Here is a 25088-nt window from a genome sequence, read left to right as displayed (position 1 = left end):
CATGATCCTTGTCTACCGCTACCGCGTGAAGTCGCTCAACGGACTGCTCAACAAGCAGAGCCGTGCGGTGAACTACGTGTGGAACTTCTGCAATGACACGCAGAAGCATGCGCTCAAGTGGGGCAAGAAGTGGCCTACAGGATTCGACCTGAACGTGCTGACGACCGGCAGCAGCAAGGAACTCGGTATTCACTCCGGCACCGTCAACGCGACGTGCGAGCAATACGCGAAGTCGCGCAGTCAGCACCGTCGCCCGTACCTGCGCTATCGCGGCAGGAAATCGCTGGGCTGGGTGCCGCTGAAGGGCCGTGACCTGAAGCGCGAGGGCGAAGCGTTCCGTTTCGCCGGCAACACGTTTCGCGTGTTTAACAGCCGCCCGCTTCCCGAAGGCAAGATCAAGGACGGGACCAACTTCGCGCAGGATGCGCGCGGCAACTGGTTCTTGAACATCGTGATCGAGATGCCAGATGTTCAGGCTCGTCCGATCCGTTCCGGTGTCGGCATCGATCTCGGCCTGAAAGACTTCGCCACACTTTCGACCGGAGAAAAGCTGCCCAATGACCGATTCGGTCGGCGCGCGGCGGAAAAGCTGGCGAAAGCGCAGCGGGCGCGAAAGCACAAGCGGCATATCGCGAAGCTGCACGCCAAGGTGGCGAACGCCCGTGGCGATTTCCAACACAAGCTCGCGCTCGATCTGGTGCGGCGCTTCGATTACATCGCTGTCGGCAACGTGTCGGCCGCAAAACTCGCCAGAACCAGGATGGCGAAGAGCGTCTACGACGCGTCCTGGTCGTCCTTCCGAAACAAGCTCCGCTACAAAGCGATCGCGCACGGGGCTACGTTCGAGGAAGTCGACGAAAGCGGTTCGACCCAGTCCTGTTCGTCGTGCGGATCGAAAGACAGCACGACGCGGCCGAAAGGTATCGCGGGACTGCGAATAAGAGAATGGGCCTGCAGTGACTGTGGTGTCGAGCATGATCGTGATATCAACGCTGCGCTGAACATTCTCCGATGCGGACGTGCATCGCCAGGTGTGGGAATCCTCCGCCTTTAGGCGGTGGAGGACGTCAAGCGTTCCTCTGGTCATCGCGGTGTCGGTCCCATTCCCGTCGTCGTGTCAGCCGGCCGAACGCCGGGCGCGTTCGAGCAGCCATTGCGCGCCCGCACGATCGCCGCCGACGTCGAGCAGCGTCGCGAGATGCGTCAGCGCCTCGTGATGCGTGGGGCGCAGGTACAGCGCCTTGCGGTAGAAGTCGCTCGCTTCCGCGGCGCGCCCGCGCCCATCCGCGATCAGTCCGTTCAGATAGAACGCATCGGCATGCGGGCCGACGCGCGCGGAGAACTGCGCGAGCACGCGCTCGGCCTCGTCGAACGCGCCCGCGTTCGCCAGCGCCTGCGCGTCTTCCAGCGTCGGCGCCTCGTCGAGCGTCGGCGCGATACCGTCGTTGGCGGGTGCGGCCGCGGCGGCGGCCACCGCCAGATCGGCGCGTGCGTCGATCGCGGCCGTCGTCACGGCCGGAGGCGCCGCCGCAAACGGCTGACGCACGTCGCCGAGCCAGGCCGGCGGCGCGACGGCCAACACCGGCCGCGGCGCGGCGAGCGGCGCAACCGTGAAGCGCTCCGCGCGCGGGTAAGGCGGCGCCGCGCAGGCATCGGCCGCCGCGCCGGCCGGCTCGCGATGAAACGCGAACGCCAGCGGCACGCGCGCCGAGCGCATCCCGTGCCGCATCGCAACGCCCGTCTCCGCCGGCCCGACGAACAGCATGCCGTCGTCGGCAAGACGCGCGTCGAGCGAGCGGATCACGCGATCCTGCGCATCGCGGTCGAAATAAATCAGTACGTTGCGGCAGAACACGAAGTCGTAGCGAATGCCGGTATCGGCCACCGGTTCGACGAGGTTCGCATGACTGAACTGCACGCACGCGCGCACGCGCTCGTCGAGCAGCCAGCCGTCGCGGGTCGGCGTGAAATACCGCGTACGAAACTCCGTCGCCGTCCCGCGGAACGCATTGCGCCCGTAACAGCCGAGCCGAGCCTGCTCGATCGCACGCGCGCTGAGGTCGATCGCGTCGATCGTGAAGCTGGCCGGTTCGAGCCCTGCATCCAGCAATGCCATCGCCGCCGAATACGGTTCCTCGCCCGTCGAACACGGCGCGCTCAGCACACGGATCACGCGGCCGGGCATCGCGGCGAGCCGTTCGGCGGCCAGCCGCGCGAGCGTCGCGAAGGCCTCGCGGTCGCGGAAGAACCACGTCTCGGGAACGACGAACAGCTCGATCAGCGCACGCCGTTCGTCGGCCGACGCGTTGAGCTGCTGCCAGTACGCGTCGAGCGCTTCCGGCGTCACGGGCGGCCGCGCGGCCGACGGCACGCGCTCGCCGTCCGCCTGCAACGCATGCACGCGATCCGCCAGCGCCCGCATCAGGAAATCGTTGCCGAGCGAATCGGGGTCGATGCCGGTCTCGCGCAGCAACCAGCCGCGAAATCGCGATTCGGACATGTTCATGCGGACTCCTCCCCGTGGCCCGGCAGGCCATCGAACAGAGACAGGCGTGCAACGTCGTCGACCAGGTCGGGCACGGACACCTGCTGCACGACGCCGTCGGGCGTGTTCGCGACCCGCCCGAGCCAGCGCGTGCGCGCGGTCGAGATGCCGCTGGCGCGGAACGCCGCGCGGTCGATCCGCATCGTCTGCGTCGCGCGCTCCACGATCAGGCCGATCGTGCGCTCGCCATCGGCGTGACCGGCGTGACCGGCGCGATGGCGCACCATCACGAGCCGCGTCGAGCGCAGCGCCTGCGCGCGCCGCCCGAGCGCCAGCATCGGCACGTCGATCACCGGCACCGGCTGGCTGCCGCGCATCAGCAGCCCGGCGATCCAGTCGGGCGCGCCGGGCACCGCCTTCATGACGGCGAGCGGCAGCACCTCGTCGATGCCGGCCGCGTCGAGCGCATAGCGCTCGCCGTCGAGCTCGAACATCAGGAACAGCGCTTGGGCGCCGTTCTGCGGATCGGCGCGCGTCACGCGTCGACCTTGAAGCGCGACACGCTGGTGCGCAACTGGTTCGCGACGAGCGTCAGGTCGTCGATCGCCTGCGACGACTGGCGCAGCGACTCGGCCGTCTGCTGCGCGGCCTCCGACAGTTGCGACAGCGCCTGCGTGATCTGCTCGGCGCCGTTCGCCTGCGTCTGCATCCCTTCGTTGACCATCTGGAAGCGCGGCGCGAGCGTCTGCACCTCGGCGATGATCTGCGACAGCTGCCCGCCGACCTGCTGCACGTCGAGCATCCCGCGGCGCACTTCCTCGGAGAACTTGTCCATCCCCATCACGCCCGCCGACACCGCCGACTGGATTTCCTTGACCGTCTGCTCGATGTCGTAGGTCGCCACCGCCGTCTGGTCGGCCAGGCGGCGGATCTCGGTCGCGACGACCGCGAAGCCGCGGCCGTACTCGCCGGCCTTCTCGGCCTCGATCGCCGCGTTCAGCGACAGCAGGTTGGTCTGGTCGGCCACCTTGGTGATCGTCGCGACCACCTGGTTGATGTTCAGCGCCTTCTCGTTGAGAATCGCGAGCTTCGCGTTCACCGAGCCGGCCGCGTCCATCACGCTGCGCATCGTCTCGCCCATCCGCGTGAGCCCGCTCTGGCTCACGCCCGCGAGCGTCGCCGACTGCTCGGCCACGCCGGCCACTTCGTTCATCGTGCGCAGCAGGTCGCGCGACGTCGCGAAGATCTCGCGCGAGGTCGCGCCGATCTCGGTCGTCGTCGCCGCGGTCTCGTTCGCGGTCGCCTGCTGCTCGCGCGACGTCGCCGCGATCTCGGCCACCGACGTCGTCACCTGCATCGACGACTGCTGCGCGCGCGACCAGCTCGGTCAATTCGTCGGCCATCCGGTTGAAGCCGGTCTCGAGCGTGCCGAATTCGTCGCGGCGGCGCAAATCGAGGCGATGGGTCAGGTTGCCGGTGCGCATCACGTCATGCACCTCGACGAGCCGCGCCATCGGCACGGTGACCGAGCGGTACAGCATGTAGCCGAGCCCGAGCGCGGACAGCAGCATGATCGTCAGCGCGCCGACGAGCACGACTTCCGTGTCCTGCACGGATTCGCGGATCATCCTCGCGGACTGGTCCGCGAACTTGCGGTTCTCCTGGACCATGATGTTCGCGTCCTGCACGACCTCGGCCCACCCGGGCAACACCTTCGCGTAGGCGGCGATCGCTTCGTCGCGCGAGCCGCGGTGCTTCTGTACCGCGTCGGTCAACAGCGGCAGGTAGCGATCGTATGCGCCGCGAAACGTCGCAAAACGCGCGCGGTCGTCGTCGCGGAAGATCGATGCCTGGTAGTCGGCCGACAGCGACTCGACCTGCTTCGTCGCGTCCGCGATCTTCGCGAGATCGCGCTGCGCGGCGTCGGGCTCGGTCTCGACGAAGGTCGCCTGCTGCAGCATGACGAACGTTTCGTTGACCGCCGCGCGCAGCGATGACGCGAGGTAGACGCCGGGCAACGAGTCGCGCTCGATGCTGACGGCTTCGGCGTTGATCGCGCGCAGTCGCTCGTACGACACGCCGGCTGTCACCAGCATCAGCACGAACAGCACGCCGAAGCTGAGCAGGATGCGATTGCCGAGCGTCAGCCGGGCAGCGCCGATGGTCGGATGCAGGCTTTCATTGGTCGCACGGGGCGTCACGGTGGCCATGTTCGTTATGGGCTTTCTAAATTCTGCGTTGAAAAAATCCACGCCCGCCTGCGCGCCGGAGGGCGCGCCACGAGCGCGTCGGGGTCTCGCGGGCGGCGCGGCGCCGGCAGGCCGCGCCGCGAAATCACCGCTCCGCTTGCGCCGGCAGCCGAAGCGCGACCATGAAGCCGCGCGCCGTATTGCGCATCAGGATCTGGCCGCGATGCCGCGCCGCCGTCGCGCGGACGAACGCGAGCCCGAGGCCGAAGCCGCCGCGCGCCGCGCCGTGCGCGGATTCGAGCTGCACGAACGACTCGGTCGCGGCCGTGCGCTGTTCCGGCGCGATGCCGGTGCCGGCATCCTCGACGCCGATCAGCCACGCGCCGCCCTCGCCGGTCAGCGTGCAATGAACGTCCATCCCGGCCGGGCCGTACTTCAGCCCATTGTCGACCAGGTTCGCGACCGCGCGCGTCAGCATCATGCGGTCGCCCATCGTCACGCACTCGGTATCCGGCACGTGCGCGATCACCCGGCAGCCGAGCCCGGCCGCCTTCTCCCACAGCTGGTCGACGGCGTCGAGCACGATCTCGTTGAGACTCACGACCTCGTGCGCGCGGCGCTCGGACTGCGCGCGGGTCAGGTGGATGAAGCCGTCGGCGAGCGCGAGCGCGCGCCGCGCATGGCCGGCGATGCGCTCCATGATCGCCGGCATGTCGCCGTGTTCGGTCCGGTAGACGTCGAGCAGCGCGAGGATCGACGTCTGCGGCGAACGCATGTCGTGCGACAGGAAATCGAGCGCCTCGTCGCGCTGGCGCGACATCAGGTACGAATTCGAGTGATAGCGGATGCGCGCGGTGAGCTCCATCGCGTCGGGAAGCTTCACCAGATAGTCGTTCGCGCCGGCGATGAACGCCTCGCGCTTGACGATCGGCTCCTCCTTCGCGGACAGCACGATGATCGGCACGCGTGCGGTGCCGGCGTCCGCGCGCCAGGCGCGCACGAGATCGAGGCCGTCGATCTCCGGCATCACGAGATCCTGCAGGATGACCGTCGGCTTCACGTCGCGCGCGACCGCCATCGCCCGGTGTGCGTCGGTGCACACGTGCAGGTCGATGTCGTGCTCGCTGCGCAACGCGCGGCGGATCACCTCGCCGACGAACGGCTGGTCGTCGACGAGGAGGACCGATAACCCCGATTCGAGGCAATCCGAGGCATTATCACTGCTCGATTCTTTCATAAATCCAGTTTCAAACGCCGAATCTCCAATCGATTCTTTCATAGGAGTTGTTTATCCGACTTGGACGCTATCTTATATTGGCAGTTGAAAAACCCGCCTGATTCCGCCGATTTGGCCTGTCGGCACTGCCTTGCGGGGCTTCGGACGCCGCTTGTTTCCCCGTTGGCGACCGCATTACCTCCGCATTCTTTCTCTCAATAAACATAACCGGCTGATTCTAAATGAAATTAGAACACAGCATCTATCTCCTTCCGGTTTAGTTTTGCCAAATATGCAGAAAGAGACGGAAACAGATAAATCGGATCATTTCCGGATTCGAAAGACGATAACGTTTGCGAGACCGCCGCCACGAGGTTTGCATGCGTTGCAAGGCTCGCGGTCAAGCGTATTGAGGGCCGGATTCGAATAACGCGAATCGGCAGGCGGAAAAGAGACAATCGCGCAACGGGCGCTCGACCCGCGCGCTGCAGGGCCGGCAGGACGCCGGCCCGTGGTGCGATTCGTGAGCCGCGCGCCCGCTTAGCCTCGCGCGTGCTGCGCGGACACTTCCTGCAGGTCGAGGTCGCGTTCGAGCGCGTGCAGCATCTCGTCGTGAATGCGCCCCGACCGGTGCAGGCGCAACAGTTCGGCACGCCCGGCCCGGATCGCGGCCAGCACCACGTCGTAGTGCGCGGTGCGCACTTCCGCCGGATACGCCGGCTCGTTCTTCGAGCGTTCGGTCAGCTCGGCGCGATACGTGTATTGCTCGAGCAGGCGCGGATGGATCACGACGCCGTTCTCGTCGCGCACGAGCGGCTGGATCGCCGCGAGCTGCGCGGCTTCGACGTACGCCCACGTCTGCGGCTCGGTCAGGTGGTGCGCGGCGCGCTCTTCGCGCTGCGGCAGGCGCAGCAGCCGAATCAGCGGCCCGATCGTCGTGCCCTGCAGCAGCACGGTGACGAGGATCACCGCGAACGATGCGACCAGGATCACGTCGCGGCCGGGCAGCGCCTCGGGCAGCGACAGCGCGATCGCCAGCGTCACCACGCCGCGCATGCCGGCCCAGCTCATGATCGTCGCGGCCTTCCAGTCGGGCGCCTCGCCGCGCCCCGCAAGGCCGCGCACCGGCCACTTCAGCGCCTCGACCGCGTAGATCCACACGAAGCGCGACAGGACCACCGCCGCCAGCACCGCGAGCACGGGCGGCACCATCGTGCCGAGCACCTGCTCGAAGCCGCCGAGCCGATGGATCGCGCCGCGCAGCGACAGCCCGATCAGCACGAACACCATCGCCTCGAGCAGGAACACGATGACCTGCCAGAACGCGGTGCCGCGCGTGCGCACGGCCGCCGAGAACACCTCGTGCTGATGCCAGCCGATGATCATGCCGGCCGTGACGGTCGAGATCACGCCCGACACCTCGACCATTTCGCCCGCGATGTACGCGATCCAGCCGGCGATCACCGCGACGGTGATCACGAGATAGTCGTCGTCGAGCAGCTTCAGGAACCACACCACGAGCTTGCCGACCACGAAGCCGACCACCACGCCGCCGAGCCCGAGCTCCGCGAAACGCACGACCGCGTGCTCGAGGCTGAACGCGCCGGTGAGCGCGGCCGCGACCGCGAAACGGAACAGCACGAGGCCGGCCGCGTCGTTCAGCAGGCTCTCGCCTTCGAGCAGCACCATCAACCGGCGCGGCAGCGCGACGCGTTCGAGCACGGCCTTCGCGGCGACCGCATCGGGCGGCGACACGATCGCGCCGAGCGCGAAGCACGCGGCCCACGGCAGCGCCGGCACCACCCAGTGCACGGCGAAGCCGACCGCGAACGTCGTGAATACCACCGCACCGATCGCCAGCATCAGGATGCCGCCGACGTTGCGCTTGAATTCTTCCCACACGGAGAAGTACGCACCGTCCATCAGCAGCGGCGGCAGGAACACCAGCAGCACCAGTTCGGGATCGAGGTTGATCGGCGGCAGCCCGGGGATGAACGCGATGCCGATGCCGCCGATCAGCAGCGCGGCCGCGGGCGGCAGCCGCAACCGCTTGGCGATGCATTCGAGCGCGACGATCGCGAGGAATGACAACAGAACCAGCTTGAATGCCGAGACGGGGGACATGAATCGACCTCGTGAAGAATGAATTCGCGCGTTCCGGCGTCGTACCCCGGTCGGCAGTTTCGCGCGATTACATCACGAGGGGCGGCTCGTAGTCGAGCCTGTTTCGGGCGGCCTGCCGCGTGGTGCGCACGCGGGCGCCGTGCCGCCGCGCGCGCCGCCATGAAAAACGGCACGCGGGCCGGCCGATCGCCCGCCCGCGTGCCGTCATGGCACCGCGCCGCCTGCCGTGCGCTACCGGCGCCGCACGACCATCAGCCGCGGCTCGGTCATGTCCTCGATCGCGTAGCGGATGCCTTCGCGGCCGAGGCCCGAATCCTTCACGCCGCCGTACGGCATGTTGTCGACGCGGAACGACGGCACGTCGTTGATCACCACCCCGCCGACCTCCAGTTCGTCCCATGCGCGGTGCGCATGCGTGAGCGAATCGGTGAACACGCCGGCCTGCAGCCCGAAGTCGCTGTCGTTCACGCGGGCGAGCGCGTCGTCGAAGCGGTCGAACTTCTCGAGGATCGCGACCGGGCCGAACGCCTCCTTGCGGTACAGGTCCTGCTCGCGCCCGACGTTCTCCAGCAGCGTCGCCTCGAACATCGCGCCGTCGACCTTGCCGCCCGCGACGATCTTCGCGCCCGCCGCGACGGCCGCGTCCATCCAGCCCGACAGCCGGCGCGACTCGGATTCGGAGATCATCGGGCCGACGAAGGTCGACGGGTCCTTCGGATCGCCCATCTTCAGCGAACGCGTCTTCGCGATCAGCTTCTCGCGCAGCGCGTCGTAAAGCTCCGCATGGACGAGAATCCGCTGCACGCCGATGCAGCTCTGGCCCGACTGGTAGTACGCGCCGAACGCGAGCCGCTCGACCACGTAGTCGAGCCGGTCGCGCTGGTCCGCATCGACGATCGCGGCCGCGTTGCCGCCGAGCTCCAGCACGACTTTCTTCTTGCCGGCCTTCTCCTTGAGCGCCCAGCCGACGGCCGGCGAGCCGGTGAACGACAGCAGCTTGAAGCGCTCGTCGGTCGTGAACAGGTCGGCGCCGTCGCGATGCGCGGGCAGCACCGAGAACGCGCCCTTCGGCAGGTCGGTTTCCGCGAGCACCTCGCCGATGATCAGCGCGCCGATCGGCGTGCGGCTCGCGGGTTTCAGCACGAACGGGCAACCGGCCGCGAGCGCGGGCGCGACCTTGTGCGCGGCGAGGTTCAGCGGGAAGTTGAACGGCGAGATGAACGAGCACGGGCCGACCGGCACGCGCTTCGTGTAGCCCGTATAGCCCTGCGCCCGCGCGGAGATTTCGAGGTTGACGATCTCGCCGTCGATGCGCACCGATTCCTCGGACGCGACGCGGAACGTGTCGATCAGCCGCGTGACTTCGCCCTTCGAATCGTTGATCGGCTTGCCGGCCTCGATGCACAGCGCCTCGGCCAGCTCGTCGAAACGCTCGCGAAAGCGCGCGACGCAATGATCGAGCACGGCCTGCCGCTGGTAGGCCGGCATCTCGCGCATCGGCTTCGTGGCGTCGACGGCCGCGGCGATCGCCGCATCGATCGCCTTCGCGTCGGCCAGCGCGACGCGCGTGGCGACCTTGCCGCTGAACTTGTCGGTCACCTCCAGATCGGTGTTCGCGTAGACGGGTTCGTTGGCGAGGTAGTACGGATAGGTTTCCTTCAACATGGAACGACTCCTTCCTGTGAACGGGAATTCAAAGTTGCGCCGACAGGCGCTTGATCTCGCGGTTCAGCACGCGCTCGTTGTCCGAGTAGTCGATCGGCACGTCGATCACGTGCACGCCCGGCGACGAGAAGCACTCGCGCAGCAGCGGCTCGAGATCGTCGGCCGACTCGACGCGATGCCCGTGCGCGCCGTAGCTTTGCGCGTACGACACGAAATCGGGGTTCTGCAGCGTCATCGCGAAATCGGGGAAATTCATGTTCTCCTGCTTCCAGCGGATCATCCCGAACGCATCGTCGCGCAGGATCATCACGACGATGTCGAGCTTCAGCCGCACGGCCGTTTCGAGCTCCTGAGAATTCATCATGAAGCCGCCGTCGCCGCACACGGCGATCACCTTGCGCTGCGGATGCACGATCTTCGTCGCGATCGCCGACGGCAGGCCCGCGCCCATCGACGCGAGCGCGTTGTCGAGCAGCAGCGAGTTCGGCTCGTGCGCACGCCAGTAGCGCGCGAACCAGATCTTGTACATCCCGTTGTCGAGACAGACGATGCCATCCACCGGCAGCGCGTTGTACAGGTCGTTGACGATCCGCACCGGATACATCGGAAAGCGCGGGTCGTGCTGCCCTTTCTGCAGATGCGCGTCGAAATGCTCCTTGATCATCCTGAAGCGCTCGAAATCCCAGTGCGATTGCGGCGTCAGCGCCTCCTTCATCTGCCACACCGCATTCGCGATGTCGCCGACCACCTCGATCTGCGGGAAATAGACGGGATCGACCTGCGCGCCGAGGAAGTTCACGTGGATCACGGTCTTGTCGTCGGTGCGCATGAAGAACGGCGGCTTCTCGATCACGTCGTGGCCGACGTTGATGATGCAATCCGCGTGCTCGATCGCGCGATGCACGAAGTCGCCGTCGGACAGCGTCGCGTTGCCGAGCCACAGCGGGTGCGTCTCGTCGATCACGCCCTTGCCCATCTGCGTCGTGAAGAACGGGATGCCCGTCTTGTCGACGAATTCGAGCAGCATCTTGCAGGTGGTCTTGCGGTTGCCGCCCGCGCCGATCATCAATAGCGGATGGCGCGCGGCCTGGATCGCGTCGACCGCATGCGCGACCGCCTTTTCCTCGGCCACCGGCCGCCGGCTGTAGCTGCGCGGGATCGGCTTGCCGTCGCCCTCCTCGTGCGCGATGTCCTCGGGCAGTTCGAGGTGCGCGGCGCCCGGGCGCTCTTCCTCCGCGCGGCGGAACGCCTCGCGCACCGCCGACGGGATGTTGCCGATCGACACGATCTGCCGCGTGAACTTCGTGAGCGGCTGCATCATGTCGACCACGTCGACGATCTGGAAGTGGCCCTGCTTGCTGGACTTGATCGGCTTCTGCCCGGTGATCATCAGCATCGGCATCCCGCCGAGCTGCGCATACGCGGCGGCCGTCACGAAGTTCGTCGCGCCCGGCCCGAGCGTCGCGAGACACACGCCGGTGCGGCCCGTGAGGCGGCCGTAGGTGGCGGCCATGAACCCGGCCGCCTGCTCGTGCCGGGTCAGCACGAGCTTGATTTTCGATCGCCGCAGCGATTCGAGCAGATCGAGGTTTTCCTCGCCGGGAATGCCGAACACGTACTCGACGCCTTCGGCTTCCAGCGCCTTCACGAACAGATCCGATGCTTTCATGGGGACTCTCGGTTATGCCGCCTGCCCGGCCTACGGACACGCGGCGCTCAGGACGCGGGCCGGCCTACGGCACGCGGACGCCTTACCTACTGGACACAGACCACGGCACTGCTCGCCGCGCAACACGCGATGCTCGATGCTCGATGCTCGATGCGCGGCGGCGCCTCCGGATACCGGAGGACGAACGGACCCGCCCGCACGCGGCAAGCACGCGCGGGCGGCAAAGACGTTTTCGATTGTAGACGGATTCGCGAGATTCCGACTTCGACCGGATGGCCGACTCCCGCCGCGCGACGAGGATCGGCCTGACGGCCAATTCCACCTCGAACGACGCGCGCGGCGCTACCGTAGGCGCAACCGAATTCCATTCATCGAGCATGTGAACCATGGTTGACATCCTGCAATCCGTGCCCTACAGTGCGCCTACGTTCAGCATCCGGACCACCGACGTCTTCGAAGCGTGGTTCGCCGGCCTGCCGGATCGCGTCGCGCGGCGGCGCATCCAGGCGCGCATCGACCGTCTGTCGATGGGCAATCCGGGCGACTGGAAATCCGCCGGCTCCCCCGTCGTCGAAATGCGGATCGACCACGGCCCCGGCTATCGCGTCTATTACGTGAGGCGCGGAACGATATGGGTCATCCTGCTCTGCGGCGGCGATAAATCGACGCAACAGGCCGACATCCGCGCGGCGCACGCAATGCTCGCGCACCTCGACATGGAGTGATCGATGGACAAGATCAAGACGCGGCCGTGGGATTCGGCCGAACACCTGAAAACCGAAGACGACATGGCCGACTACTTCGACGCCTGTCTGCAGGAGGCCGGTGACGATCCGGCCTTCATCGCGCATGCGCTCGGCGTGATCGCCCGCGCCCGCGGCATGTCGCAGGTCGCGCGCGATGCCGGACTGTCGCGCGAAGGGCTGTACAAGGCGCTGTCGCACGACGGCAATCCGAGCTTCGGCACGATCCTGAAGGTCATCAAGGCGCTCGGCCTGCAATTGCACGGCGCCAAGGCTGCTGCGTGAGCCGGCGGTGCACGGCGCCGCGCCACGGGCGCAATGCCCGTACCCGCGTCAGTGCAGCCACCCGGCCGCCCAGCGCGGCACCAGCGACACCAGATACAACCCGAGCCCGATCAGCCCGCCGACCAGCGTGCCGTTGATCCGGATGTATTGCAGATCCTTGCCGATGTTCAGCTCGATCTGTCGCGACATCTCGCGTGCATCCCAATTGCGCACCGTGTCGCGAATGTGGCGCATCAGGAAATCGGCGAAATCAGGCGCTATTTCGTGCACGGCCTTCTCGACGTGCTCGTTCAGCGACGCGCGCAGCGCCGGACTCTCGGCGAGCCGCGCGCCAAGCCAGCCGCCCAGCGTCGCGGCCTGCCGGTGCAGCGCCGAATCGGGGCGGGCGAGATCGGCCTTCAGCCACGCACGCAACTGCTCCCACAAATCGCGCACATACTCGTTGAACGCATCGCCGTCGCGAATATAGCGCTTGATCTCCTCGCCCTTCGCGATGAACGCGGGGTCGTGCTTCAGCCGCTCCGTCAGCCGCACGACCGTGCGGTCGAAGCGTTGCCGCAGCTCGTGCTCGGGGTCGGCCGCCACGCCTTCGAGCACGCGGCTCACCGCGCTCGCGAGCATGCGCGCGCCGTTCTCGCCGAACCACTGCGTCGGCATGATCTTCTCGACCTTCGGGTATTGCGTCTTCAGCCATTCGACGATGAAGCCCGCGATCACGTCGCGGTTCTCTTCCTTGTCGAGCACGTCGACCACCTGTTCGATCGCGTCGTCGAGCAGCGCCTGGTGGCGGCCGTCCTTCGTCAGCGTGTCGAGGATCGCGCCGGCCGATTGCGACAGGTCGACCCGGTCGATCACCGCGCGGAATGCATCGTGGACGAACGACTGGATCCGCGCGTCGTCGGTCATGTCGAGCGCGAAGCTCATCAGCTTCGTCACGTAGCCGCCGAGCGCGTCGGTGTTCGCCGGCTCGCCGAGCCACGCGCCGAGCTTCTGCGCGGGATCGTGCTGGCGGATCTGCGCGGCGAGCGCGTCCGGGCCGAGGAATTTCTCTCGCACGAACACCGCGAGGTTGTCGGCGATCTTGTCCTTGTTCTTCGGAATGATCTCGGTATGGCGCGACACGAACGGGATCGGCACGCGACGGAACAGCGCGACGACCGCGAACCAGTCGGCGAGCGCGCCGACCATCGCGGCTTCGGCGACGGCCTTGAAACCGTCGACCCACGGGCCGCGCGGCAGCAGGATGGTAGTGACGAACACCGCGACGGCGGCCAGGAGCAGCCATAGCGCGCGGCGTTTGCTGCGTTTCAGTTCGAGGGCTTTGTCTGGCGTCATGGGCGACCGGTGAAACGGCAATGCCGCTAATATGCACCGATCGCCGACCGACGACAAACCCGCACGCCGCGCATGCCGCCCGGAACGGGCTTCGCCCACGTTCCGGTTGCCCGACGCGAACGCGGCCACGCCGGCCGCGTTCGCCCACCGTGTCACAGAAACGTTTTCAGGTTCACCGCCGGATCGGCCAGCTTCGCCGGATCGGGCACCGCGCCTGCCGCGATCAGCCGGCGCGACGCGCCGATGTCGCGCCCCAGGTTCGCCGCGGCCACCGCCACGATCCTGCCGTCGTCGCCGAGCCCGAACACCGTGAACGGTCCGCTCGCCGGATCGCCGCGCACGACGATCGTGCGCTCGCTGCCGAACAGCCCGAGCATCTGCAGGTTGCAGTCGTACTGATCGGACCACAGCCACGGCAGCTCGGCATAGGTCTCGTCGGCGCCGAGCAGGTTCGCGGCCGCAACGGTCGGCTGGTTTTCGGCCACCTGCCACGATTCGATCCGCACATGCCGCCCGAGCAGCGGATTGAAGTGCATCGTCACCTCGCCGGCCGCGAAGATCGCGGCATCGGCCGTGCGGCAGCCCGCGTCGACGCGTATCCCGTTGTCGACGTCGAGCCCGGCCGCCTGCGCCAGCTCGACGTTGGGCACCACGCCGATGCCGACCACGACGATGTCGGCCGGCACGTCGCCGCGATCGGTCTCGACGACTGCGCCGCCGCCCGGCGCGCGCCGAATCGCGCGCGGCAGCGTCGCCAACTGGAAGATCACGCCGCGCGCATCGTGCAACCGGCGCGCGTACGCACCGACCACTTCCGGCAACGCGCGCTGCAGCAACCGCGGCGCCGGGTCGATCACCGTCACGTCGCAGCCGAGCTGGCGTGCCGCCGCCGCGACCTCGAGGCCGATGAAGCCACCGCCGAGCACCGCCACGCGGCGCCCGGGCGCAAGTTGCGCACGCAACGCACGCGCGTCGTCGACCGTGCGGACGTAGCGCACTGCGACACCTTCGTCGATCGCCCCGCCGAACGTGCGCACGCGCGAGCCCGTCGCGAGCACGAGCTTGCCGTACGGCACCGTCGCACCGTCGTCGAGCCGCACCCGCCGCGCCTCGCGCTCGATCGCGTCGACGCGCGTGCCGAGCCGCAGCTCGATACGCTGCGTGTCGTACCACGCGGCATCACGGATGAACGCGCGCTGTTCGCCGCCGTCCGTCAGCAGCGCGTCCTTCGACAGCGCCGGCCGGTCGTACGGCAGCTCGCGCTCCGCGCCGATCATCACGATGCGCGCCGCCGCATCGCGTTCGCGCAGTGCTTCTGCCGTGCGCCGCGCCGCGTGGCCGGCGCCGACGATCACGAACGGATCAGCCGACATTGACTTCCACCTGCCCGTCGACGATCCGGATCGGATAGGTCCGCACCGGCTCGGTGATCGGCGCGCATTTCGGCGCGCCGGTGCGAATGTCGATCAGCCCCTGGTGCAGCGGGCATTCGACGCAGCCGTCCTCCACATAGCCTTCGGAGAGCCGCGCATGGCCGTGCGTGCAGAGGTCGTGCATCGCGAACAGTTCGTCGCCGATCCGGAACACGGCGATCGGCTTCTGGCCGGCGACCCGCGCCGCCGGTTCATCTTCGGAGAATTCGTCGAAAGCGCCGAGCGGATGCCACTCGGCCAGCGTTGCTTCGGTCATGTCGATTCCTTGCTTCGTCAGAACGGTCAGATCGATCAGATCGGCGTCGCGAGCAGCGTCTGCACGCGCGACGTGTCGTAAATCACGCGCTTGGTCTTGTAGCGCAAGCCGTCGGGCGTGCGCACGACCGTGTCGTAGTACTTGCCGGCCTGGTACACGTTCGATTCGCCGTTGCTGCGCGTCTGCACGACCACGTAATTGCTCTCGGTATCGAACTCGCCGTCGCGTTCGGCGACGATCGTCAGGCCCGACGTCATGTGCCGGTACGTGTGCTCCTCGTAGATGTTCGCGTGCCGCAGCGACACCACGCGGTCGCGCAGCATCCGCTGGTTCGTGCAGTGCACGATCCCGACCGGCAACCCGAGATCGGCGTTCTCCTTCGGTACGATTTCGTACGTGCAGTCCTCGGTGAACATCTCCGGCCAGTGTTCGAGCCGGTCGTTGTCGAGGTGCCCGATGTAGCGGTTCTGGAGCATGTAAATCTCGAACCACGTCTTCATGTCTTCCGTCATTTTTTGCTCCCGCCTCAATAGCCCATCAGCTTCTGGTAGCCGACCCAGAACTTGCGGATCAGGCTCTCGGTGATCACCGTGTCCTGCTGGTCCGGATTGCCGCGCGACATCTCGATCACCGACGTCGCATCCGCATCGCGCACCGTGCCGCGCTGCACGAGTTCGGTCGCTTCGGTGTCTTCCATCGAGATGTAGCCGGCCGGCCCGACGAGGTTCGCCTGCTTGATGCGCAGCGCGCGCAGCTCGGGCGTGTCGTCCGCATAGCCGAAGAAGTGGAAGATCAGCTCGAAGTTGTCGGGCCCCTTCGGCAGGATCTGCCGCGCGACCAGCGTGTTGTGGATCTGCTGGATCACGAGCTGCGGGAAGATCGGCTGGATATGGTTCGTGCAGTCCTCGTCGTATTCCGACACGAGATCGAGGATCGATTCGTCTTCCAGATGGAAGCCTTCGTCGAACGAACGGATGTTCTGCTGCTTGTACGCGGCCGACGTATCGTCGCCCGTCTTCGTCACGGTGATGATGCTGTGCAGCCCGTGGTTCGCATCCGGAATCGAGCGCGCCTTCATGCCGACGCGGAAGATGTTGAAGGTCGTATGGAACAGATGCAGCATGCTCGCGTGATACGGGTCCTTCACGTTCTCCATGTACAGCTTCCAGTTCGACTTCGAATACTGGCGCGTACAGCCGAGATACTCGATCGGCTTGTGGAAGATCCGGTCGATCCACGGGCGCATCTGCTCGCCGAGATAGTCGGGCAGCGGCGCCACTTCGTCGCTGAAGGTCGCGAACACGAGCCCGCGATAGCTGTCCACGCGCAGCTTGCGCAGCCCGTGCTGCTTCGGATCGAAATCGGCCGGCATCCCGGTCATCCCCTTCTGGCCGCGCCGGAACGGCACGCCGAGCAGGTTGCCCTGGCTGTCGAAGCTCCACTGGTGATAGACGCACGTGTGCGAACTCGCGTTGCCGCGCGACTTGCGGCACACCTGTGCGCCGCGGTGCGCGCAGCGGTTCACCCACGCGGACAGCGCGCCGTCCTCGGTGCGCGTGACGACCACCGGCGTGTCGCCGATGAACGTGCTCTTGAAGTCGCCGGCGTTCGGGATTTCCGCTTCGAGCGCGACGAAGTTCCACGTCGGCCCGCGGAAGATGCGTTCCTGCTCGCGATCGTAGACCGCCCGCGAGCTGAACACCTTGTACGGCACGCGCGAGCCGTCGTCGTGCGGGAAGGTCACGTCGGACGCGTCGCCGCGCGCGGCGAAAACGACGGGCGATTCTGTCTGCTCCATGTCGGACTCCTTGTGGTTCCGTTGCGTTGAATGCATGGAGCCGATTTTTGAAAAGCTAATATTCGGCGTCTATCCGGAAAGTGCGATTGCGGCGGCGCAATATCCACTTTCGGCGGATTTCTGCGCTAGCATGGCGGCACACGCGGCCGCCGCACGATCGCGACCCATTCGTCGGATCGAAGCGCGCGTCGTCCATACCAAGGCACAGGCCCATGTCCCCAACGTCGTTCGAGCCGCTCGCGCTGCGCGCGCACCGGCTGTTCGAATCCCGCGATCTCGACGAGACGCGCGAGCGGATCTCGCGCGTGATGCAGCCGCACGCGCTGCTGCCGAGCGGCCGTGTGCGGGGTGCGTCGCACATGGATTTCGTCAAGCTCGGCGGGCTCGGGATCGGCACGATCGCGTTCGGCGACGCGATGCGCGTGCAGGTCGATGCCGTCGACGGCTACTACCTGCTGATGTTCTGCCTGTCCGGCCAGGCCGAAGTGCGCGCGATGGGGCGGCAACTCGGCGTCGATGGCCAGACCGGCGTGCTGTGCGCGCCCGGCGAGCGCTTCGACGCGGTGCTGTCGGCCGATTGCGAGCAGTTCGTGCTGCGCATCGACGCGGCGACCGTCGGCGCGCTGACCGGCGACCCGCGCGCGATGCTCGACCCCGTGCTGCACGTGAGCGACGCCGCACTTGCCGCGTGGCGCCAGCAACTGATGCTCGTGGCGCGGTCGCCCGAGCTGCTCGAACGTGCGAACGCGAACCCGCGGGTCGCGTCGCAGCTCGAGCATCTGCTGATCGACCTGCTGATCGAAGGCCATCCGCCGTCGGTGCTGCAGGCGGCGCACCGCGACCCGGCGCCGGGTTTCGTGCGGCGCGCGCAGGAGTTCGTCGATGCGCACTACGCGCAGCCGCTGCAGCTCGCCGATATCGTCCAGGCCGCCAACGTGCCCGAACGGACACTGCGCGATGCATTCCTGCAATTCCGCGGGATGAGCCCGATGCAGTACCTGCGTGCGACGCGACTCGCGCACGCGCGCGAACTGCTGCGCGGCGCGGCATCCGACCGGCGGATCGCCGATATCGCGCTCGATTGCGGGTTTACCCACCTGGGCCGGTTCGCGATCGCGTATCGCGAGAAGTTCGGCGAATCGCCGTCGGAAACGCTCGACGCCAGGCGCTGAAGCAGCCGTCCGCGCGCCGTCCTGCCGATCGCCTCCCCGCCATTCGCCTTCCGTTCGTGCGGGCGACCGCGCCCCGAGCAACGGTCGGCCCTCGCTCCCGCGACGACGTCGGGATCTACGCCCGCGGTCCGCGCCGCGGCACGGCATTCGTCGCCGTATCCGCGGACGGCCGGCGCGCAGCCTCGAGCCGTGCCGCCGCGCACGCCAGCGCGCCTTCGATCCGTTCGAGCATCGTGCGCGTGGCCTCGCTGCGCGGGCTCGCGCGCAGCAACAGCCCCAGCCACTTCAGCCGCCGTGCGAGCATCGGCACGACCAGCGTCCGGACGATCAGCCGTTGATCCCCGTCCGACGGATCGAAACGCACGCATGCGTCGACGAGCGCATCGAGCGTGAGTACCACGTGAGCAGAACGCGTCGAGCCTTTCAAGGGTCGATACTCCCGTCGCAGCACGCTGCGAACCGTTATCCCGATCAAAATGCCTTCCAGTCGACGGCTGCGCCCGCGACAGGGGCGCTCAGCCCTGCCGCCAGTGCCACCACCGGCGGTTTCGTCGGCGCGAGGGCGAGCGCGGATGCGGGCGCAGGCGCGGCCGACGCCACGACCGGCACATCGACGGCATTCGGGGCGAGCTTGAACGTGGCCATCGCCGCCTGCAGGCGGCCGGCCTGCTCCTCGAGCGAATGCGCGGCCGCGGCCGCCTGCTCGACGAGCGCCGCGTTCTGCTGCGTCACCGTGTCCATCTGCTCGATCGCCAGATTGACCTGCCCGATCCCCTGGCTCTGCTCGCGCGACGCAGCCGCGATTTCGGCGACGATATCGGACACCTGCTTGATCGCGAGCTTCACCTCGCCCATCGTCGCGCCGACGCCCGTGGCCTGCTGCGCGCTGTCCCGGATCATCGACACCGACGCGCCGATCAGTTCCTTGATTTCCTTCGCGGCGGCGGCCGAGCGCTGCGCGAGGCTGCGCACCTCGCTCGCGACCACCGCGAAGCCGCGCCCCTGCTCGCCGGCGCGCGCGGCCTCCACCGCGGCGTTGAGCGCGAGTATGTTGGTCTGGAATGCGATGCCCTCGATGACGCCCGTGATGTCGGAAACCTGGCTGGAACTGCTGCTGATCCGCCCGATCGTCGCGACCATGCCCTGCACGGCGTCGTTGCCGGCATCGGCCATGCCGGTCGCGCGCGTCGCCAGCGTATTGGCCTGCTGCGCGTTGTCGGCGTTCTGCCTCACGGTCTCGGTCAGTTGCGTCATGCTCGACGCGGTTTCCTCGAGCGACGCGGCCTGCTCTTCCGTGCGGGCCGACAGATCGGCATTGCCGCTCGCGATCTGGCGCGACGCGACCGCCACCGCTTCCGCGCTGCGCTTGATGCCGCGCACCGTCGCACCGAGCTGCCGGTCCATCGTCGCCAGCGCCTCGAGCAACCGGCCGAATTCATCGTGCGAAGCGACGTCGATCCGGTTGTCCAGCGACCCGCCGGCGATTTCGTCGGCCACGCTCACGGCCTGCCCGAGCGGCGTCGAGATGTGCCGCATCAGGTGCGCGGACACCCACGCCGCGACCAGCACGCCGATGCCGATCAGGCCGATCGCGATCCACAAGATCATGACGAAGGTCGACGCGCTGTCGTCGGCGAACGACTTCGCTTGGTCGATGTTCAGGGCGATGTCGTCGTCGAGCGCCTGCTTGAGCGCGCCGGCGGCGGGCGCCAGCCGGTCGATCGCCGCCGTGGCGGCATCGCGGTCCCCGCCGTCCACCGCCGCGAGGGCCGCGTCCACGCCGGCCCGGAACCGGGGCAGCACGTCGCGAATGCGATCGGCGATGCGCTGCTCCTTCCCGCTCGTGATCGACTGGCCGTAATAGCGGTTCCATATCGTGTCGAGACGGCGTTGCTCGGCACGCGTGCCGTCGATCCCGCTGCGGAGCCGCGCGGGATCGCGCTCGGACAGCGCCCCACGCAGCCGCAACTGCGTCTCGAAAGTCGCGGCGCGAATTTCCGACAACTCGCTGATCGGCAAGGTATTGCCCGTATAGGCATCATGGACGTTCGAATTCAGCCTCGACAGGCCGAACAGCCCGAACACGCCGATGGCGACCATGAGCGCGACACACGCGGCAAGCGCGAAAAAGATCCTGAACTTTATGCTTTTCCCAAATCGGCTCACGCTGCTCTCCTCGAATGTTCCAGGTCGATGCGGAACGGGAAACCCCGCGTCCAACCCTGTTTACGGAGAGCGACCTTGCCGGTTTATCCGGCACGAGCAGGATAGAAAAAACCATGTGCGGCAATAATCGGCCCACGCGGCGAGCGTTTTTGGGGGCGTCCGGCAACCGTCATGCGGCCGGCACGATCATCTCCCGCGCGATCGCGCAGAACGCCGCCGTGGCCGCGCTTTCGCCGTGCAGGCGGCGGCTCATGATGATCGGCGACGTCGCGCCCGGCTCCGGCAGCCGCCGGTAGACGACGCCCTTCACGCGCACGCCCTCCACGCTCTCCGGCACCAGCGACACGCCCACCTGCGCGGCCACGAGCCCGAGCGCCGTCTGCAACTCGCGCACCTCGTGCACGGCCGCCGGCACGACCGCGCCGTCGCGCAGCGCGGACAACTGCTGATCGGCGAAGCTCGGCCGCGGCGTGCTGGGGTAGACGATCATCGTCTCGCTCGCGAGATCGGCGAGCGTCAGCGGCCGGCCCGGATCGGCGAGCCGATGCCCGGCCGGCAGCGCCGCGATCAGCTTTTCCTCGATCAGCGCCTCGCGCACTAGCTGGTCGTCGTCGAAGCGCAGGCGGCCGAACCCCACGTCGATCCGCCCGCCCTTCAACGCGCCGAGCTGTTCGAGCGTGAACATTTCGATCAGCGACAGCTCGACGCCGGGCTGCGCCTCGCGAAACGCGCGGATCACGTCCGGCAGCGCGCCGTACAGCGCCGACGGCACGAAGCCGATCACGATCCGCTCCGACAGTTGCGCGAGCCGCCGCGTGAGCGGCCCCAGCTCGTCGGCCTGGTCGACCAGACGTTTCGCCTGCGCATAGAACACGCGCCCGGCATCGGTCAGTTTCAGCGGCCGCGCGCCGCGCTCGAACAGCGGTAGCCCGATCTCCTCCTCGATCGCCTGGAGCTGGCGGCTCAGCGGCGGCTGCGTCATGTGCAGCCGCTCCGCCGCCCGCGTGATGTTCATTTCCTCGGCGACGGCGATGAAGTAACGGAGCTGACGCAATTCCATTTCATGCCTCAAAGGTATGGAAATAGTCGGAAAGAGTGTTGGACGACGCGGGGCGGGAATTCCTACCATGTGCACCAACAGGAGGAATCGCATGATAGCAACTGCCGCCACCATCGAACGCATCGAGACGCTGCTGGTCGACGTGCCGACGATCAGGCCCCACAAATTATCGGTCGCGACGATGAATTGCCAGACCCTCGTGCTGGTCCGCATTCGATGCACGGACGGTATCGAAGGCGTGGGCGAGGCGACGACCATCGGCGGCCTGGCCTATGGCGAGGAGAGCCCCGAAAGCATCAAGGTCAACATCGACACCTACTTCGCGCCGCTGCTGCAAGGCCTGGACGCGACGCGGCCGGGCGCCGCGCTGGCGCGGGCGCGCAAGCTGTTCCAGGGCAACCGCTTCGCGAAGTGCGCGATCGAGACCGCGCTGTTCGACGCGCAGGCGCGGCGCCTGGGCGTGCCGCTGTCCGAGCTGTTCGGCGGGCGCCGGACCGATGCCGTCGATGTCGCGTGGACCCTCGCGAGCGGTGATACCCAACGCGACATCGCGGAAGCCGAAGCGATGCTCGACGCGCGCCGCCATCGTGCGTTCAAGCTGAAGATCGGTTCGAACGCGGTCGCCGACGACGTGGCCCACGTGGTCGCGATCAAGCGCGCGCTCGGCGAGCGCGGCGACGTGCGGGTCGACGTGAACCAGGCCTGGAGCGAAACCGATGCGATCTGGGCCGGCGCGCGGCTCGCCGACGCCGGCGTGAGCCTCGTCGAGCAGCCGATCGCCGCGACCAACCGCGCGGGGCTCAAACGCCTCACGCAGCTCGCGCAGGTGCCGATCATGGCCGACGAGGCGCTGCACGGCCCCCTCGATGCGTTCGCGCTCGCGCAGGATCGCGCGGCCGACGTGTTCGCGGTGAAGATCGCGCAATCGGGCGGCCTGCAGGGCGCGGCGAGCGTCGCGTCGATCGCCGCGGCGGCCGGCATCGAACTGTACGGCGGCACGATGCTCGAAGGCGCGGCCGGCACGATGGCGTCCGCGCAACTGTTCAGCACGTTCGACTCGCTGAAATGGGGCACCGAACTGTTCGGCCCGCTGCTGCTCACCGAGGAGATCCTCGTCGAGCCGCTGCGTTACGAGGATTTCAAGCTGCATCTGCCGGCGACGCCCGGCCTCGGCATCACCTTCGACTGGGCCCGCATCGAACGGATGCGACGCGGCGCCCGCTGATCCCCACACGACAACCGACACCGGAGACACAGATGAACAAGCAAGCCATCGACGCCCTGCTGAAGACCTTCGACGACGCCGCCGAGAAGCCCGGCAACCCGCGCGTGCGCGCGATCGTCAACCGGATCGTGAAGGACCTCTGCTACACGATCGAGGACTTCGACGTGCAGCCGAGCGAATTCTGGACGGCCCTGAACTACCTGAACGAAGCCGGCCGCGAATTCGGGCTGATCGCCGCGGGCCTCGGCCTCGAACGCTTCCTCGACGTGCGGATGGACGAAGCCGAGGCAAAGGCCGGCATCCAGGGCGGCACGCCGCGCACGATCGAAGGGCCGCTCTACGTCGCCGGCGCGCCGGAATCGGTCGGCCACGCACGGCTCGACGACGGCACCGATCCGGGCCAGACGCTGATCATGCGCGGCCGGGTGCTCGGCCAGGACGGCGCGCCGCTCGCGAACGCGCTGGTCGAGGTGTGGCATGCGAACCATCTGGGCAATTACTCGTACTTCGACGCGTCGCAGCCCGCGTTCAACCTGCGCCGCTCGATCCGCACCGATGCCGAAGGCCGCTACAGCTTCCGCAGCGTGCTGCCGGTCGGCTACAGCGTGCCGCCGGGCAGCAAGACCGAGCAACTGCTCGACCAGCTCGGCCGCCACGGCCATCGTCCGGCGCACATCCACTTCTTCGTTTCGGCGGACGGTTATCGTAAGCTGACGACGCAGATCAACATCGATGGCGACCCGCATCTGTGGGACGACTTCGCATTCGCGACGCGCGACGGGCTGATCCCGCCGGTCAGGCAGGCGGAAGGCGCGGAAGGCAAGCCGTATGGTGTCGACGGGCAGTTCGCGCTGATCGACTTCGACTTCGCGCTGCTCAAGGACAAGCAGGACGTGCCGGGCAGCGAAGTCGAGCGGGCCCGCGCGCAGGCGTGAGCGCCCTTCCCGTTCGACGAATCGACAACGCAAGGAGTGCAGGATGCTGTTTCATGTGGAAATGACCGTTCGCCTGCCGGCGGACATGGACCCGGTGAAGGCGGCCACGCTGAAGGCGGAAGAAAAGGCGATGTGCCAGCGGCTGATGAATGAAGGCGTCTGGCGTCATCTGTGGCGGATCGCCGGGCAGTATGCGAACGTCAGCATCTTCGACGTCGAAAGCGTGCAGCAACTGCACGACGTGCTGAGCCAGCTGCCGCTGTTTCCGTATATGGAGATGGAGGTGCGGGCGCTGTGCCGGCATCCGTCTTCGGTGCGGGACGACGATCGGTAAGCAACGATGCATCGCGGCCGTGACCTACGGCCGCGATGCCACGAGATGCACGACCCGGGCGGCCGGCGATGTCACGCAGGCCGTCCGGGTTTTTGCATTCTGCGTTTGGCATCTTGCGTTTGGCGGCGGTTGTCCGTGCCACCCTGCCTCGGGGTGCGCAGTAACCGTCAGGCGGCCAAATGCACGGCAAACCCCACCTTCCCCGGCGCGATATCCTCCTTCAACGTCAGCGCCGGAATCTCGTAGTCGCCCGCGTTCTGCCGGCGGAACGGAATCGGCGGTGTGGTCCACAGATCGTTCAGACGCTGGCCGAGCGCCGTGCACGCTTGGTCGAAACGCACAGCGTTCATCTTGCCCGTTTGATAGATCACGAACGGCGGCAGCACGTCGAATCCCGGGTAATACAGCACGCCGTGCTGGATCGGGAACAGCAAGTCGTCGATCGGCCCATTGATGCCGCGCGGGCTGTAATGCGGCTCCCACCCGCCCGTCGTGACGACGATCATCGCCCGCTTGCCTGCCAACATCCCTTCGCCGTAGCGATCGCCCCAGTGCGTGTCGGAATGTTCGCCGACGCCGTACGCAAAACCGTACGCATACACGCGCTCGAACCAGCCCTTCATGATCGCCGGCATCGAGAACCACCACAGCGGAAACTGCAGGATCACCGCGTCGGCCCACTTCAGCTTGCCCTGCTCGCGCGCGATGTCTTCGCGTTGCGTACCGGCCGCGAACGCGCGCTTCGAATCGAGCGACGGATCGAACCGCGCGTCGGGTGCGCGATCGGGCACGTCGTTCGCATCCAGTGCCGACTTCCAGTTCATCGCATACAGGTCGCTCACCTGCACCGTATGGCCAGCCGCTTCGAGATGCGCGACGGCGAAATCGCGCAGCGCGCCGTTCAGCGAACGCGGCTCGGGATGGGCATACACGATCAGCACATTCATGTTCGTCACTCCGTGGATTGAATGACTGCAGGATGCCGCCTCCAACGGTAT

General features: G+C 67.3%; 22 protein-coding genes and 1 pseudogene. 7 read left to right on the top strand and 16 right to left on the bottom strand.

The genetic code is table 11. The annotated features are described in order from the left end of the window. Position 1 precedes the first annotated feature (1 nt). Positions 2-1054, top strand: a complete 1053-nt coding sequence (locus tag HWX07_RS17070; RefSeq protein ID WP_175877044.1) for an RNA-guided endonuclease TnpB family protein — start codon at positions 2-4, stop codon at positions 1052-1054. 63 nt (positions 1055-1117) lie between these two features. Here the strand turns inward: HWX07_RS17070 and HWX07_RS17065 are convergent, their stop codons facing one another. The 7 genes and pseudogenes from HWX07_RS17065 to HWX07_RS17035 all read right to left on the bottom strand — a co-directional run bounded on the left by HWX07_RS17065 (position 1118) and on the right by HWX07_RS17035 (position 11348). Further along, positions 1118-2506, bottom strand: coding sequence for a CheR family methyltransferase (locus HWX07_RS17065; protein WP_175877043.1), 1389 nt, complete (start codon positions 2504-2506; stop codon positions 1118-1120). After that, on the bottom strand, positions 2503-3024 hold the full coding sequence (locus HWX07_RS17060; protein WP_175877042.1) for a chemotaxis protein CheW: 522 nt from the start codon (positions 3022-3024) through the stop codon (positions 2503-2505). The genes HWX07_RS17065 and HWX07_RS17060 overlap by 4 nt, the downstream gene beginning before the upstream one ends. After that, a pseudogene (locus HWX07_RS17055) lies at positions 3021-4695 on the bottom strand (methyl-accepting chemotaxis protein). Before HWX07_RS17055 ends, HWX07_RS17060 begins: the two are co-directional and overlap by 4 nt. 124 nt (positions 4696-4819) lie before the next feature. Continuing rightward, positions 4820-5953 (bottom strand): hybrid sensor histidine kinase/response regulator, encoded by a 1134-nt coding sequence (locus HWX07_RS17050; RefSeq protein WP_027809069.1) that lies wholly within the window; start codon positions 5951-5953, stop codon positions 4820-4822. Positions 5954-6430: 477 nt separating this feature from the next. Next, on the bottom strand, positions 6431-8014 hold the full coding sequence (locus HWX07_RS17045; RefSeq protein WP_175877041.1) for a Na+/H+ antiporter: 1584 nt from the start codon (positions 8012-8014) through the stop codon (positions 6431-6433). Between the two features lie 231 nt (positions 8015-8245). After that, a complete protein-coding gene (locus HWX07_RS17040; RefSeq protein ID WP_175877040.1) occupies positions 8246-9679 on the bottom strand; it encodes an aldehyde dehydrogenase family protein in 1434 nt (477 codons plus the stop codon). Between the two features lie 28 nt (positions 9680-9707). Beyond that, positions 9708-11348 (bottom strand): acetolactate synthase large subunit, encoded by a 1641-nt coding sequence (locus HWX07_RS17035; protein ID WP_175877039.1) that lies wholly within the window; start codon positions 11346-11348, stop codon positions 9708-9710. Positions 11349-11734: 386 nt separating this feature from the next. Between HWX07_RS17035 and HWX07_RS17030 the strand changes: the two genes are divergently transcribed. Next, positions 11735-12073: a type II toxin-antitoxin system RelE/ParE family toxin gene (locus HWX07_RS17030; RefSeq protein WP_006479524.1), complete on the top strand. Its 339-nt coding sequence runs from the start codon at positions 11735-11737 to the stop codon at positions 12071-12073. 3 nt (positions 12074-12076) lie between these two features. Next, positions 12077-12376 carry an addiction module antidote protein gene (locus tag HWX07_RS17025; RefSeq protein WP_006490972.1) on the top strand — a complete coding sequence of 100 codons (300 nt, stop codon included), beginning with the start codon at positions 12077-12079 and terminating at the stop codon, positions 12374-12376. A 48-nt stretch (positions 12377-12424) separates the two neighbouring features. Here HWX07_RS17025 and HWX07_RS17020 read toward each other — a convergent pair whose 3' ends face one another. The 5 genes from HWX07_RS17020 to andAc all read right to left on the bottom strand — a co-directional run bounded on the left by HWX07_RS17020 (position 12425) and on the right by andAc (position 17198). Next, positions 12425-13711: a DUF445 domain-containing protein gene (locus HWX07_RS17020; protein ID WP_175877038.1), complete on the bottom strand. Its 1287-nt coding sequence runs from the start codon at positions 13709-13711 to the stop codon at positions 12425-12427. A 152-nt stretch (positions 13712-13863) separates the two neighbouring features. Continuing rightward, the gene (gene andAa / locus HWX07_RS17015; RefSeq protein ID WP_175877037.1) at positions 13864-15084 is read right to left on the bottom strand and encodes an anthranilate 1,2-dioxygenase system ferredoxin--NAD(+) reductase; all 1221 of its coding nucleotides are present in this window, start codon (positions 15082-15084) and stop codon (positions 13864-13866) included. Then, a complete protein-coding gene (gene andAb, locus HWX07_RS17010; protein WP_006479527.1) occupies positions 15074-15400 on the bottom strand; it encodes an anthranilate 1,2-dioxygenase ferredoxin subunit AndAb in 327 nt (108 codons plus the stop codon). The genes andAa and andAb overlap by 11 nt, the downstream gene beginning before the upstream one ends. Positions 15401-15435: 35 nt before the next feature. Beyond that, on the bottom strand, positions 15436-15912 hold the full coding sequence (gene andAd, locus HWX07_RS17005; RefSeq protein WP_006479528.1) for an anthranilate 1,2-dioxygenase small subunit AndAd: 477 nt from the start codon (positions 15910-15912) through the stop codon (positions 15436-15438). Positions 15913-15926: 14 nt separating this feature from the next. Further along, a complete protein-coding gene (gene andAc, locus HWX07_RS17000; RefSeq protein WP_175877036.1) occupies positions 15927-17198 on the bottom strand; it encodes an anthranilate 1,2-dioxygenase large subunit AndAc in 1272 nt (423 codons plus the stop codon). Positions 17199-17410: 212 nt separating this feature from the next. On the opposite strand from andAc, the gene andR reads away from it, so the two are divergent. Next, positions 17411-18370: an anthranilate 1,2-dioxygenase regulatory protein AndR gene (gene andR, locus HWX07_RS16995; RefSeq protein ID WP_175877035.1), complete on the top strand. Its 960-nt coding sequence runs from the start codon at positions 17411-17413 to the stop codon at positions 18368-18370. A gap of 115 nt (positions 18371-18485) precedes the next feature. Here the strand turns inward: andR and HWX07_RS16990 are convergent, their stop codons facing one another. From HWX07_RS16990 to HWX07_RS16980, 3 genes are all read right to left on the bottom strand, one after another. Then, positions 18486-18797 (bottom strand): hypothetical protein, encoded by a 312-nt coding sequence (locus HWX07_RS16990; protein WP_011548238.1) that lies wholly within the window; start codon positions 18795-18797, stop codon positions 18486-18488. A 44-nt stretch (positions 18798-18841) separates the two neighbouring features. Then, on the bottom strand, positions 18842-20536 hold the full coding sequence (locus HWX07_RS16985) for a methyl-accepting chemotaxis protein (protein WP_175877034.1): 1695 nt from the start codon (positions 20534-20536) through the stop codon (positions 18842-18844). A gap of 169 nt (positions 20537-20705) precedes the next feature. After that, a complete protein-coding gene (locus tag HWX07_RS16980) occupies positions 20706-21596 on the bottom strand; it encodes a LysR family transcriptional regulator (protein WP_175877033.1) in 891 nt (296 codons plus the stop codon). 91 nt (positions 21597-21687) lie between these two features. Here HWX07_RS16980 and HWX07_RS16975 point away from each other — a divergent pair, with 91 nt between their 5' ends. The 3 genes from HWX07_RS16975 to catC are packed head-to-tail and all read left to right on the top strand — an operon-like array spanning position 21688 to position 24090. Beyond that, positions 21688-22821 carry a muconate/chloromuconate family cycloisomerase gene (locus tag HWX07_RS16975; protein ID WP_175877032.1) on the top strand — a complete coding sequence of 378 codons (1134 nt, stop codon included), beginning with the start codon at positions 21688-21690 and terminating at the stop codon, positions 22819-22821. Between the two features lie 32 nt (positions 22822-22853). Continuing rightward, positions 22854-23756, top strand: coding sequence for a catechol 1,2-dioxygenase (catA, locus tag HWX07_RS16970; RefSeq protein WP_175877031.1), 903 nt, complete (start codon positions 22854-22856; stop codon positions 23754-23756). A 43-nt stretch (positions 23757-23799) separates the two neighbouring features. Further along, positions 23800-24090, top strand: a complete 291-nt coding sequence (catC, locus tag HWX07_RS16965; RefSeq protein ID WP_006479534.1) for a muconolactone Delta-isomerase — start codon at positions 23800-23802, stop codon at positions 24088-24090. 167 nt (positions 24091-24257) lie between these two features. On the opposite strand, the gene HWX07_RS16960 is transcribed toward catC, so the two are convergent. Further along, positions 24258-25037, bottom strand: coding sequence for an NAD(P)H-dependent oxidoreductase (locus HWX07_RS16960; protein WP_175877030.1), 780 nt, complete (start codon positions 25035-25037; stop codon positions 24258-24260). Between the last annotated feature and the right edge of the window lie 51 nt (positions 25038-25088).

It is taken from the genome of Burkholderia sp. BCC0097, from assembly GCF_902832985.1.
In the GTDB taxonomy this organism is placed as follows: Bacteria; Pseudomonadota; Gammaproteobacteria; order Burkholderiales; family Burkholderiaceae; genus Burkholderia; species Burkholderia orbicola.
This window is presented reverse-complemented; position numbering and strand designations above follow the sequence as displayed.